A 12,999-nucleotide genomic window follows, 5' to 3' on the forward strand; every position below is an offset into this window, starting at 1 on the left:
AAAAAACAGTATATATTGTTTATATTATTGATTAGATTGGAAAATCCATGACCAAAACCGTTCCAGTGAAAAAGGCCGACAGCGCGCCTGTATCGATGTTCCCCACCAGCGCATCGATCAATGCGGCAGCGGCCAAGGCCGCACCGGCCAGCAAACCTGTCGCCAAACCTGCGGCGAAGGCGGCCGCCAAGCCGGTGGCCAAAGCCGCCGTCAAGCCAGTGGCTGCCAAACCCGCCGCAGCAAAGCGGCAGCAGCCAAGCCTGTTGCCGCCAAGCCTGCCGTAGCCAAGGCGCCAGCCGCCAAGCCGGCGGCCAAGGCCGTCGTTGCCAAACCCGTTGCCAAGCCTGCCGCCAAAGCTGTCGCCAAGCCAGCCGCGAAAGCCGCTGTCAAGCCAGTTGCCACAGCCGCCAAGCCGGTAGCGAAAGCCACGGCCAAACCGGCGGCCAAAGCTGCTGCCAAGCCCGCCGCCGTGAAAAAGGCGCCAGCCGCCAAGGTCGCCGCCGTCAAGGAAAAAGCCCGCAAGCCGAAACTGGTGCGCGACAGCTTTACTATGCCGGAAGCGGAATACGAGGTATTGGGCCAGGTCAAGAAAGCCTGCCTGAAAGCCGGTTTCGAGATCAAGAAAAGCGAATTGCTGCGCATCGGCGTGGCGCTGATCAGCCAGATCGACCTGGCCACGCTGCAAAACGTGCTGGCCGGCTTGCCGCAGCTGAAAACGGGCCGTCCGAAGAAGGATTGATGGCGCGGGCAGGGGCCGCCCCCGCTTGCCCATTCTGGTTTACCATGGGGCCTGTGATAGTTCCCCATGGTTGCCATGTCAGAAGATACCAATACCGAACGCGCCGGCTTCGTCGAGCGTTCCATCGTCCGCCACAAGGCGGGCGTCTCTACCCCAGCCATCGACCACGTCGCCGAGGAAATCCCCGTCGCGCTGGTCTTCAATGGCATTTCCCACGTCGTCATGATGGCCACGCCGCGCGACCTGGAAGCGTTCGCGTATGGTTTCGCGCTGACGGAAGGCGTGGTGGCATCGGCTGCCGCCATCTTCGATTGCGAAGTGTTCCTGCGCTCCGACTCCGCCGAAGTGGCCTTGACCATCGCGCAAGAGGATTTCATGCGCCTGAAGGACCGGCGGCGCCAGTTGACGGGCCGCACGGGTTGCGGCGTGTGCGGCATCGACAGCATCGACATGCTCGACTTGCAGCCTGCGGCGCTGCCGCCGTCCCTGATCCGCGTCGACTTGCCGGCCGCGCTGGCGCGTGCCTCCGCGGGCTTGCGCGAACGCCAGGCGCTGATGCGGGAAACGGGCGGCGTGCACGCTGCCGCGTGGTGCGCGCCAGACGGCGACATCGTGCACGTGTTCGAGGATGTCGGCCGGCATAACGGCCTCGACAAGCTGATCGGCCACCTCGCACTGAACGGCGCCGACATGCGGCGCGGCTTCGTCTTCCTGTCCAGCCGCGGCAGCTATGAGCTGGCGCGCAAGGCGGCGCGCATGCAGATTCCGCTGCTGGCGACGATTTCCGCCCCCAGTTCTCTGGCCATTTCCATCGCCGCGCAGGCGGGCATGAAGCTGGTGGGCTTCTGCCGCCAGGAGGCGTACGTGGACTACACGCCCGGCATCAGCATCTAAGCGGCAGAACGCTGCAGCAGCACCGGCACGGATTTCGACGTGGGCGTGCCGGCGCCGTCGGCCGTGCTGGCCAGCGGCACCAGCGCATTCGTCTCGGGGTAATACGCGCCCAGGCAGCCGCGCGGGATGTCATAGGCGACCAGGCGGAAACCGTCGGCGCGGCGCGCCACGCCGTCGTCCCAGGCGCTAATCATATCGATCATGTCGCCATCCTTAAAACCCAGCATGGCGATATCGGCCGCATTCGCGAAGACGACCTTGCGCGTGCCGTACACCCCGGTAGCGGTCGTCCATGCCGTAGATGGTGGTGTTGTACTGGTCGTGCGAGCGCGTGCTCATCAACACCATCAGGCGTTCGCCATGGCGCGCGCGGGCGCGGTGCAGCGGCGTATCGAGGTCCAGCGGGGCGACGAGGAAGCTGGCCTTGCCGCTGGCCGTCTTCCACACGCGCTCGCGCGAAGCCACCGTCAAATGAAAACCGCCCGGCTGCGCCACCCTGGCGTTGTAGTCGTAAAAATCGTCAAACACCTTTTCGATATCGTCGCGGATGCGCGCATAGTCGGCCGCATACGCGCGCCAGTCCACCAGGGCGCTGCCGACCGTCGTCGCTTGGCCATGCCGGCCACGATGGCCACTTCCGAGCGCAGCTGCGGCGAGGCGGGCGCATTGCGGCCATACGAGATATGCACCATGCTCATCGAGTCTTCCACCGTCACGCCCTGCGCCACGCCGTGCTGCAGGTCGATCTCCGTGCGGCCCAGGGTGGGCAGCAGCAGGGCTTCACGGCCGATGACCAGGTGGCTGCGATTGAGCTTGGTGGCCACCTGCACCGTCAGCGCGCACTGGCGCAGCGCGGCAAAGGTCAATGGCGTATCGGGCGTGGCGGCGGCGAAATTGCCGCCCAGCGCGATGAACACTTTTACCTCGCCGCGCCGCATGGCTTCGATGGTGGCCACCACGTCGTGGCCGTGCGCGCGCGGCGGCGCGAAGCCATACACCTGGCCCAGGCGGTCGAGGAAGGCGTTTGTGGGCTTTTCCTCGATGCCCACCGTGCGGTCGCCCTGCACGTTGGAATGGCCGCGCACGGGGCATAGCCCGGCGCCCGGCTTGCCGATCTGGCCGCGCAACATCATCAGGTTCGACAGCATGCGGATGGCCGCCACGCTGTGCTTGTGCTGCGTCAAACCCATGCCCCAGGTGGCGATGATGCGCTTGCCCTTGACGACAATGTCCGTCAATGCCTCGATCTGCGCGCGCGCCACGCCCGACTCCCGCAGCAGCAGTTCCCAGCTTTCTGCACGCAGGTCGTCGCGGAAGGCGTCGAAGCCGCTGCAGTGCTCAAGAATGAAAGCGTGGTCGATGACGGCCGGCGCGCCGGCCGCCTGCGCCGCATCGTCATGCTCGACGACGCGCTTGGCGACGGCCTTGATCAGGGCGAAATCTCCGCCCAGTGTCGGTTGCACGAACAGGCCGGCCAGGCGCGTGCTGCCCAGTGTCGCCATTTCCAGCGCGCTTTGCGGGTCCATGAAGCGCTGCAAGCCCCGCTCGCGCAGGGGATTGATGGAAACGATGCTGCCGCCGCGGCGCGCGCACTCGCGTAGTTCGCCCAGCATGCGCGGGATGGTTGGTGGCGGGATTCTGGCCGAAAATCAGGATGGTGTCGGCCAGTTCGAAGTCGGCCAAAGTCACCGTGCCCTTGCCGATGCCCACGGTGGCCGGCAAGCCGCGGCTGGTCGCCTCGTGGCACATATTGGAGCAGTCGGGGAAGTTGTTCGTGCCGTACAGGCGCGCCATCAGCTGGTACAAAAAGGCCGCCTCGTTGCTGGCGCGTCCCGAGGTGTAGAACGCAGCCTGGTTCGGGTCGGGCAGGGCGCGCAGGTGGCGCGCCACGAGGGCGCAGGCGTCATCCCAGGCGATCGGCACGTAGCGGTCGCTGGCGGCGTCGTAGACCATCGGTTCGGTCAGGCGGCCGTATTGTTCCAGCGCGTAGTCCGATTGTTCCAGCAGCTGCGTGACGGTGCGGCTGGCAAACAGCTCCGGGCCGGCGCGGCGGCTGGTCGCTTCGGCGGCGACGGCCTTGGCGCCGTTTTCGCAAAAGGCGAACGTGGCAGCGTGGTTGCGGTCGGGCCAGGCGCAGCCGGGGCAATCGAAGCCGTCCGGCTGGTTTTGCGCCAGCAGCGCCTTCAGGTTCCCGGGCGCGACCCGCTCCTGGCGCAGGCTGATGGCCATGTGTTTCAGGGCGTCCCAGCCGGCGGCAGGCTTGGTATAGGGGGTGATGCGGGGCGCTTCGTGATCGTCCATCGTGGCTTTCCGGAAGGGGAGTGTGGTAATTATGCACGATCCCCGCATGGCATTGACTTGCGTCATGGAAATGACATTCGGCTGTCATTTTCCTGACATATTAGGCAAGTACGCTGGAGTCGTCTTGATCACAGGGATGAAACCATGCAAAACATAATCGCATCAAACGAAGCCAAGGCCCGGCCGGTCCAACTGGTGCTGAGCCAGGCCACTACAGCGGCGGAATTGCGCGAAGTCCAGCGTTTGCGTTACAAGGTGTTTATCGAGACCATGGGCCTGACGTCGCTGGCGAATGCCGATGGCCTCGACAGCGATGAATTCGACGCGCATTGCGACCACCTGATCGTGCGCGACGCCGATACCCTGAAAGTGGTGGGCACCTACCGCGTGCTGAGCGCGGCCAAGGCAGCCAAGATCGGCCGCCTGTATTCGGAAAACGAGTTCGACCTGAGCCGCCTGAAGAACCTGCGCGGCCGCATGGTCGAAGCGGGCCGCGCCTGCATCCACCCGAAATACCGCGGCGGCAGCGTGATCATGCTGCTGTGGTCGGGCCTGGCCGAGTACATGCGCCGCGAGCGCTGCGACTACCTGGTCGGCTGCGCCAGCATCAGCCTGGCCGATGGCGGCCATAACGCCGTCGCCGTGTACCAGGCGCTGGCCGAAAAGCACATGGCCCCAAGCGAGTACCGCGTCACGCCGCACCTGCCTTTCCCCATCCATCAGGTGGAAGCGGCGCACAAGCCGCAAGTGCCGCCGCTGATCAAGGGCTATCTGCGTTCGGGCGCCTGGATTTGCGGCGAACCGGCCTGGGATCCTGACTTCGAAAGCGCCGACATGTTCATGATGATGCCGCTGGCGAATCTGGACGAGCGCTATGCGCGCCATTACGGGGTGGTGCCTGGCTAAGAGCGGGCAGTGAAGCCTGCAGCTGGCTGGCCAGCGCCTGCACGGCGCTGCGCAAGCCGGTGTCCGTGCCGCCGGGCGGCAGCAGTTCGAGCAGGAAGCGCAGCGGCGCCGTGATCGCCTCGGGTTCGCCGATGCTGCCGTGGCGCCGCACGGCGTCGTGGTACAGGGCCAGGAAGGCGGCGCGCGCTGGCGCGTCGAGGGGCTGGCCGTCCGGCACCTGCCACAGGGCCGCCAGCAGGGCGGCGCGCACGGGGGCGCTGGCGTCGATGGCGCGGTGTTCGTCCGCGTGGCGCTGGCGCGCATAGGCGATGGCATCGTGCAGCAAGTCGCCCAGCTGCGGATCGAGGGCGCGCCAGGGGCCGCCGTCGCCGTGGGATTTCAGCAGCAGGGCGCCCGCCAGCACCTGGAAAATCAGGTCGCAGTCGGCCACGCCGCTGCGCCGCCGCGCTTCTTCCAGCGCGGCCAGGCAGGCGTCCGTCATGGCGCGCAGGGCCGGCGCGCCGGAGCTTCCTTCGCCGCAGGCCAGGCGCGCCTGCAAGGCCCAGTAGCGCCCCAGCAGGGCCAGGCGCTGCGCCGTGGGCGCCAGCGCCACCAGCAGGTCGATATGCTGTTTTCCGTCCTGCAGCAGCTGGCGTCCCTGTGCCGGATCGGGCACGGCCGGCACGTCGATGCCGGCGCCCGCATCGAGGCCGCACAGGGCCGCGCCCTGGCGTATCTCCAGTTCCGCCCAGTGCGCCAGCGCGCGCAAGCCCACCTTGCCGTCGGCCGCGCTATGCGCCGCCCGATAGTGCTCAATGGCGCGCAGGGTGTTGTCCAGGCCTCCCAGGCCGGCCCGCGTGGCGGCCATGTTTTCGCGGATGTCGGCGCAGCCGAAGAAGCGCGCGCGCACGGCTTCCTCGATGCTGGCCAGCTTTTCCTCGATGGCGGCGCGGCGCGCCGCATCGGCGCCCGCCAGGCGCGCATGCAGGGTTTCCAGGTCGGCCAGCAAATGGCCGTGGTAGTGGTAGTCGGGCGCCTGCCAGGGCCGGCTCTGGGTGTTCGGAAAGCGGTAGCGGTCGTCGCCGTAGGCCTGGTAGGCGCCCCAGGTGTTCGACGCGGGGAACCGCAGATACGCCGCCTCGCGCGCCAGGCGCACGGCGTCGCCGAAGTACTCGCCGCTCAGCATGGCGTGATAAAAACTGTGCGCGAAGATGCTGGCCGCCTCGTCGTCGATGCGCCAGCCGGCCGCGATCACCGCTTGCGAGCCCATTTCGATGAAGGCCGTGGCCAGGCTGGCGGCCAGTTTCGACCATGGCGCGATGGCGTCCGCGCGCATGTCGCCCAGGTGGCAGCAATTGATGAAGACGAATTGCGGCACGCGCTTCAATTTGCCCACCTGCGCCGCCGTCAGCCGCGTCTTCGGTCCCAGCACCAGGCCCGTATGGGCGATGCCGGGGCCGGCCACCTCGCCATGGCCGGCAAGGTGGATGGCGAAATAGCGCTCGTCGAACAGGTGCACCAGCACGCGCTGCGCCTGCGGGCGCAGCAGCTCGCGCACCTGGTAGCCGTACGCGCCGAACATGCGCGCCACGTCCTGCGCCTCGGCCTGCGCGGCGGGCAGCTCGGGCAGGCCGGAATCGGTGTCGCCGATCACCAGCACGCTGTTGCTGGGCGGGCTGACGGCCGGCGGCTGCTCGCGCAGGCTGGCCAGCTGGCGCACCATGCCGATGCGCGTCGACAGGGGGCTTTCCTCGCTGCCCGCCTCGTCGCGCATGAGTTCCCACGGGTAGATGGCGGCGCTCTGGTCGACGGCCAGGATCAGGCCGCGCATCTCGGGGATGGCCGCCTTCAGGCCGTTGGGCAGCATCAGTTCGTACAGGGCGCGCGACAATCCCGGCTGGTCGGTGGTGTTGTCGGTGGCATCCATGATCAGGCCATCGACGGCTTGCCGCTGGTTCGGCTCTTCATCGACGCTGTTGTGGGCGCGGTCCGTCAGCACCGTGAAGCGCAGGGCGCCCGAGAGATCCGCGGCGACGATCTGCACGCGGCGCCAGCCATTGTCGCCGCTCAGGCTGGGCAGGATGCGCCGGTAGCCGCCGGGGCTGTGGCGGATGCGCCGCTCGAACGAGAAGCTGCCCTGGTAGCGCGCCTCGGCCATGATCTGCTCGATGGCCACGGCGGCGGCGATGGCGCGCGCCTCGGACTGTTCATAGATGGCGATGTGGCCGATGCGGCAGGCCATGCCCGCGTCTTCCAGGCGCCGGTTGGCGCTGCGCGCGCCGTCGATCAGGGCGCGCGCGCACAGGGCGATGCTCAAGCCGCCGTAGCCGGAACCGGACAGCAGGCTGGCCACGCGCAAGCCGTGTTCGCCCATCGGCGGCGCGGCCACGTGGCCGGCGGCGCGCACCTGCAGGCAGACGCACGCGTATTCGAGCAGGCCGCCGGCAAAGGCGCGCGCCAGTTCGCCCGGCGTCAGCTCGCCCAGCGCGCCCAGGCCGATGACGATGGCGCCGCCGGGCCGGCGCGCCGCATCGGGCTGCAGCACCACCAGGGCGGAGTCGGGGCGCTGCGGGAAGCGACCCAGCGCGTGGATTTCCTGCAGCTTGCCGGCCAGCAGGCGGTCGAGAAAGCTCATGCTGCCGCGCAGCGATTCGGACGCGTAGCAGCCGCTCATGACGGGCGCATCGGCCGAGGCCATGCTGCCGTGGATGACGGATAGGCTCAGCTGCGGCGCGCGGCTTTCCGGCGCGCTGGCGGGGCCGGCGGCGCCGATGGCCGCGTCGAGCAATTCCTGCGGCTGCGGGTACAGCGGCCTGGCCTCGGGGACGTAGGGATGGAAGCGGGGTGGAACGCCGCCAGGCGCGTGCGGCGGCTGCCGGGACAGGGCTGCCGCCTGGCCGCCCTCGAGCAACTGCGCGAGGGCCGGGTAGTATTCCTTTTGCAGCAGCAGGTCGCCATGCGCCACGGGCAGGTAGCACGCTTCCACGCCGGCCGGCACGGCGCCTTGCCAGGCGGTGCGGCCATCGCCATCCGGCGACCAGGCCGTCTCGATGCCGCCGTCGCGCAGGCGCAGCGCCACCGGCGTGTCGGCGCAGCCGGCCAGGTAGCTGCAATGGCGGGCGTCGAGCGGGGCCGCTTCCAGCAGGGCCACGGTGGCGCGCGCGGCGGCCAGCGCTGGCGCTTCGGGCGCCTGCCAGCCGCCGGGCAGGCCCGCTTGCGCGTCGCCGGCCGCCAGCTGCGCCCAGGCGCCGGCGTCGAAATAGTCGATGCCGCCCGCCTGCGGCCACGGCAGCATGTCGAGCACGCCGGGAAAGGCGCGCACGAAGCCGAGAAACTGGCGCCGCGTGTGCTTCCAGCCGATCCAGCAGGCCAGCATCTGCACCAGCCGGTCGCGTCCCAGCAGCACTTGCACCATCGCCTGCGTGCCCCGGTTGGCCGTGCCCACCTGCAGCAACCGGCTGCCGGGCAGGGCGCCGAAGCGCTGCCAGCGGTCCTTCAGGGCCAGGCGCGCCACCAGCCCGCCCATGCCGTGGGCGACGATGCGCAAGGGCTGGCCGCGCTCTCCGGCGTCGCGCATGGCTTCATCGAGCACGGGCAGGAAGGCGCTGCTGGAGTGCTGCAGCGACAGGCGCCAGTCATAGGTAAAGGGCCGCACTTCCTGGCTTTGCGCGAGAAAGCGGGCAAACGGCTCATAGCAGGACTCGAGCCAGCCGGCGCTGACGATGTGCGGCTGGCCCACTGCCAGGCGTTCGATGCGTCCTTCGACCAGGTTGACGGGGTCGAACCAGATGCGGTTGCTGCCCACTTGCAGATGGCTGCCCAGCATGTCGGGGCAGCAGCAGGGCGATGGGCGCGTGCGCGCGCCGTTTCGGCACTTCGCCGCCGCGTCCCAGCGGGCCATGTTCCATGCCGCTCAGCGGCTGGTGGCAGTCTCGTCGCCCGTGAGCGCCTGCACGGCGGCCAGGCTGGAAGGCGCGCGCTCGAAGTAGTTCAGGTGGTGCGTCCGCGGCCCGCGCAGCAGCAGTTGCCGCACGGGCGTGCTGCGCGTGGCGCCGCCGGCCATCGAGGCGCAATTGACGACCAGGTCGTTCTGTCCGCCGTACAGCTGTTCGCCGAGACAGTCGCCCAGCCACCCCAGCAGGCCCTCGCCGCTGCACGCGCCGGCCAGCACATGCAGCGGACTGGCCACGCGCACGTCGGGCGCATTGAGCAGCGCCACCAGGGGCGAGTCGGGCATCATCGCTTCCAGGCCCGGCAGGATGCGCGCGTCGCAGCGCTGCTGCACCACGGCCAGCAGAAAGGCGGCGGCGCCATCGGGGGCATCGTCCTGCAGCAGGTTGAACATCACGCTGGCCCAGCGGTCCAGCCGGCCCGACATCAGGGTCGTGCCGCGCGTCGGGCATGCCACGCGCACGAAGCGGGTGATGCGGATGGCGCGCGTTTTCAGCTCCACGCCCAGTGCGCGCAGGCGCGCCGCATCCCCGTCGTGGCCGCCGCGTCCGCCCAGCCGCGCCTGCGCCGTGAAGTGCTCGATATCGTGGCTGTTGAAGGCTTCGCCGCCCACCGTGTTTTCGCTCAGGCGCTCCAGGCCGTCGCCCGCCAGGTCGACGGCGCCGCGGCTGTCGATGCGCTGCGCCCGCGCCAGCAATTCTCCCACCAGGCCGCCGCGCGAATGCGTCAGCAGGTGCAGCACGGCGCCGTGCGGCAACTGGCGCACGAGGGTCAGCGCGTTGTCGATGGGGCTTTCGCTGAGGCTGCGGTGCTCATAGCCATAGATGCGGTTGCCGTACTGCGCCGCCAGCTGCGGCGCCAGGCCGTTGCGCCACAGGCCGCCAAAGCTGCGCTGGGTCGATGACGCCGTGCCGTGCAATAGCAGCAGCACCGGTTCCGGCCCGGCGGGCAGGCTGGCGACGGCCGTCATGCTGCCCGCCTCGATGCCGCAGCGGTACAGGCCCAGCCGCTGTTCCAGCTGGCGGTCCTGAAAGGTGCCCGCCGCCGCCAGCGCCGTCATGGCGGCAGCGCCGCAGCGGTACACGCGCACGGCCCGCAGCATCCAGGCGCCCAGGCCGTCGCGGCTGGCGCCGGGCGGCTGGCACGCCGCCTGCGGGCGCAAGGCCAGTCCCACTTCGATGCTGGCGGGCGCGCCGTCGCGTGCCGCCGTGGCCGGCCCCAGATAGCGTGGCAGGTCCAGGCTGCTTGCCAGCAAGGAACTGCCGTCGCACAGCAGCAGCTGCACCACGTCGGCCGGGCCGATATCGAGGGCGATGCGGCAGCTGCCGATGCCGCGCGCGCTCGACAGCACATGGGTCTCGGCATGCCAGCCGGGCGCGGCGGGGCAGTCGCCGGCGCCGGCGAGGGGATCGCGCGTGAGCGTCAGGCGCAGCACGGGCGGCGCAAGAGGGTCGCTGGACATGCGGTTGAGAAAACTGGTTAAAAGCTGACCTTGATGCCTGCGGCGACTGTGCGTGTTGTGTCAGATCAAGTTTGAGTGGAAATGCTGGCGATCGGGAGGGCGGGGCAGGGAGGGGGTGCTGCTGGAGCGGGAAGGCAGAGAAACGGTCAGCATGGTTTGGGCTGGGTCTCTTCGCTATCGTGCCCGGATGCGGTGCGGTGAGCGAACTACGCGAATTTCATGGCAAAAGTTCATGGCGCCGGGGACCTGGGTGCCTGGCATGGCATGACAACAGCGGGTGGTTCAATGGACTGGCGTGGCGGACAGTTCCTTCAGTTCGCGGATGGTGATGTCCGATTTTTCATGCATGCGCAATAAAATCGTTGCACCGACCGACAGTTTGCCGTGACGAATCTTGCTGATGATGGGGGGCTGGACCTCGAGAACTCGGCACAGTTCCGCATCATTTTTCAGGTTCATCTTCTCGATCAGGGTATCGAGCAGCTTGTTGGGCACAAAACTCGATGGTTCGAGCGCGCGCGCGCCCGGTTCATCGCTTCAATCATTTCCAGCTTCTTTTGCCGAACGTTCATTTACTCCTCCTTCAGGTTATGCAAGGGACGAGACCACTTTACGCAGTCCCGGCTATAGTTCGTCATCGCAGTACGGCTGTCCGGGTGACGTAGTACACCATTTGCGGTACAACATTGATAACCATGCAAGTGTTTTCAATAATACTACGATAACAAAACTTGTGACAGATGGTCAGTTAAATTAACTGATTGTTTGATCAATTTGGTTGACGATTGTTGTATTTTGTAAGCCGCTTTTCGTCAGGATCATGGTTCTGTCCGCCATTTCGGCGGCGGCCAGCGAATGCGTGACCATGATCGCGCAACTGCCGTTGGCCTTGATTTCGGCGCGCAGCAATTGCAGGATGCTGTGCGCCGTGTCCGGATCGAGGTTGCCGGTCGGCTCATCGGCCAGCACCAGCGCCGGCTTGTGCACGAGCGCGCGGGCAATGGCCACGCGCTGCATTTCGCCGCCCGACAATTGCTGCGGAAAGTCGCCGCCGCGTCCGCCCAGGCCGACCGCTTCGAGCATGCTGGCGGCACGCTCCTGGGGCAGTCCGTTGAGCAGCAGCGGCAGGGCCACGTTTTGCAGCAGGGTCAGGTGCGGCAAGACGTGGAAGGCCTGGAAAATAAAGCCCATGCGGGCGCGACGCAGCCGGGTGGCGGCGGCGTCATCGAGGCTGGACATGGCAATGCCGTCCACCAGGATAGGGTGCGCTTCGGCACCCGCATCGGGCGTATCGAGGCCGGCGATCAGGTTCAGCAAGGTCGATTTGCCCACGCCCGAATCGCCCATGATGGCGATGAATTCCCCCGCCTTGAAGCGGCAGGAAAGATTGGCCAGCACGGGACGGGCATTGGCATAGGACTTCGACAGATGGCGCAATTCGAGCATGGTGATCTTGATTAATAACGGCTATCGTAAAGGGAGGCACGCGGGGGAGAGGGGGGCCTGGGAACTGCAAGGGCGCGCGGATTGTTTGGCCGGCAATGTGTAGTATACGACAGCCTTATGCTTTTTGCTTGGCAATACCAATTTTATGTGCGCGCCGCGCGTTTGACCTTAAGTTACCTGCCGCACGGCTGGCTTGCGCGGATTCCGCTATGATGAGAAAAAGTCATCGGCAAAGGCGCCCGCAAGCGCTGCGGCAGGGGCGGCGCGTCCGGTGGCCGACCGTGCAAGCCCTTCGTGAACCCAACATTGACGACGCCAGCCCATGACCACGCCACCCGCGCAGCACCTGTCCGATTTGTATCCCGCTAGCAACGCCCGCGCGGCCAGCGCCACTCCTGCCACGATAGCCGAGATCAGCAGCGGCCTGCTGGCGCGCGCGGCCTGGACCTCGCCCAAGTACCTGTACGACGCGCTGGGCTCGAAACTCTTCGAAGCCATCTGCGCCTTGCCCGAGTACTATCCCACGCGCACGGAGGCGGCCATCTTCGCCCGCCACGGCGCCGAGATCGCGCACGCCGTGGGGCCGGGCAGCACCCTGATCGACCTGGGCGCGGGCAATTGCGCCAAGGCCGCCAGCCTGTTCCCCCTGCTGCACCCGGCACAATACGTGGCCGTGGATATTTCCTACGATTTTCTCAGCGAGTCGCTGAGCCGGCTGCAGCAGCGCTTTCCGCACATCGAGATGACGGGCCTGGGCCTGGATTTCTCCAGCCGCCTGGACTTGCCCGACAGCGTGCGCGAGGCGCGGCGCTTGTTCTTCTATCCCGGCTCGTCGATCGGCAATTTTGAGCCTGAGCAAGCGACTGCCTTCCTGCGCCGCCTGCGCGCGAATGCGGACGGCGATGGCGGCCTGCTGATCGGCGTCGACCTGATCAAGGATGACGCCGTCCTCGACGCGGCCTATGATGATGCGCTGGGCGTCACGGCCGCCTTTAATCTGAACATGCTGCGCCACGTGAACGGCTTGATCGGCGCCGACTTCGACGTGCGCGCCTGGCGGCACCACGGTTTTTTCAATGCCGATGAGCACCGCGTGGAAATGCACCTGGAGGCGCGCAGCGAACAGTTTGTCCATTGGCAAGGTGGCCAGCGGCGTTTCGCGAAAGGCGAACGCATCCATACGGAAGACAGCTATAAATACACGCGCCCGGCCTTCGTCGGCTTGCTGGAACAGGCAGGGTTTTCCACCGTGCAAGTCTGGACGGACCCGCAGCAGTGGTTTGCCGTCATTTATGCGCGCATCATCAGGGATTAAGAAAAA

The 12,999-nt window shown here is 67.3% G+C and carries 8 protein-coding genes and 2 pseudogenes; 5 read left to right on the plus strand and 5 right to left on the minus strand.

From position 1 onward, the window contains the following. Positions 1 to 47: 47 nt before the first annotated feature. The 3 genes from ACQVLG_RS19415 (at position 48) to fdhD (ending at position 1,633) form a co-directional block, all read left to right on the plus strand. Positions 48 to 284, plus strand: a complete 237-nt coding sequence (locus ACQVLG_RS19415) for a hypothetical protein (protein WP_474290672.1) — start codon at positions 48 to 50, stop codon at positions 282 to 284. Positions 285 to 469: 185 nt separating this feature from the next. Next, entirely contained in the window at positions 470 to 739 is a 270-nt protein-coding gene (locus ACQVLG_RS19420) for a hypothetical protein (protein ID WP_474290673.1), read from the plus strand. 66 nt (positions 740 to 805) lie between these two features. Further along, positions 806 to 1,633 carry a formate dehydrogenase accessory sulfurtransferase FdhD gene (gene fdhD, locus ACQVLG_RS19425; protein ID WP_474290674.1) on the plus strand — a complete coding sequence of 276 codons (828 nt, stop codon included), beginning with the start codon at positions 806 to 808 and terminating at the stop codon, positions 1,631 to 1,633. Here the strand turns inward: fdhD and ACQVLG_RS19430 are convergent. Beyond that, positions 1,630 to 3,934: pseudogene (locus ACQVLG_RS19430) on the minus strand (FdhF/YdeP family oxidoreductase). The gene fdhD and the pseudogene ACQVLG_RS19430 sit on opposite strands and share 4 nt — an antisense overlap. 144 nt (positions 3,935 to 4,078) lie before the next feature. Between ACQVLG_RS19430 and ACQVLG_RS19435 the strand changes: the two are divergent. Then, positions 4,079 to 4,840 (plus strand): GNAT family N-acetyltransferase, encoded by a 762-nt coding sequence (locus ACQVLG_RS19435; protein ID WP_046683713.1) that lies wholly within the window; start codon positions 4,079 to 4,081, stop codon positions 4,838 to 4,840. On the opposite strand, the gene ACQVLG_RS19440 is transcribed toward ACQVLG_RS19435, so the two are convergent. The 4 genes and pseudogenes from ACQVLG_RS19440 to ACQVLG_RS19455 all read right to left on the minus strand — a co-directional run bounded on the left by ACQVLG_RS19440 (position 4,773) and on the right by ACQVLG_RS19455 (position 11,678). Further along, positions 4,773 to 8,720: a CHAT domain-containing protein gene (locus tag ACQVLG_RS19440; protein ID WP_474290675.1), complete on the minus strand. Its 3,948-nt coding sequence runs from the start codon at positions 8,718 to 8,720 to the stop codon at positions 4,773 to 4,775. The genes ACQVLG_RS19435 and ACQVLG_RS19440 overlap by 68 nt on opposite strands. Before the next feature lie 12 nt (positions 8,721 to 8,732). Further along, positions 8,733 to 10,232, minus strand: a complete 1,500-nt coding sequence (locus tag ACQVLG_RS19445; protein WP_474290677.1) for a DUF7379 domain-containing protein — start codon at positions 10,230 to 10,232, stop codon at positions 8,733 to 8,735. Positions 10,233 to 10,514: 282 nt separating this feature from the next. Further along, a pseudogene (locus ACQVLG_RS19450) lies at positions 10,515 to 10,804 on the minus strand (hypothetical protein). Between the two features lie 181 nt (positions 10,805 to 10,985). Then, complete coding sequence (locus ACQVLG_RS19455) at positions 10,986 to 11,678, minus strand: ABC transporter ATP-binding protein (RefSeq protein WP_230540824.1); 693 nt, start codon at positions 11,676 to 11,678, stop codon at positions 10,986 to 10,988. Positions 11,679 to 12,000: 322 nt separating this feature from the next. Between ACQVLG_RS19455 and egtD the strand changes: the two genes are divergently transcribed. Beyond that, positions 12,001 to 12,993 carry an L-histidine N(alpha)-methyltransferase gene (egtD, locus tag ACQVLG_RS19460; RefSeq protein ID WP_230540823.1) on the plus strand — a complete coding sequence of 331 codons (993 nt, stop codon included), beginning with the start codon at positions 12,001 to 12,003 and terminating at the stop codon, positions 12,991 to 12,993. Positions 12,994 to 12,999 lie beyond the last annotated feature (6 nt).

The sequence above is a fragment of the Janthinobacterium sp. TPC_1 genome (genome assembly GCF_056037845.1).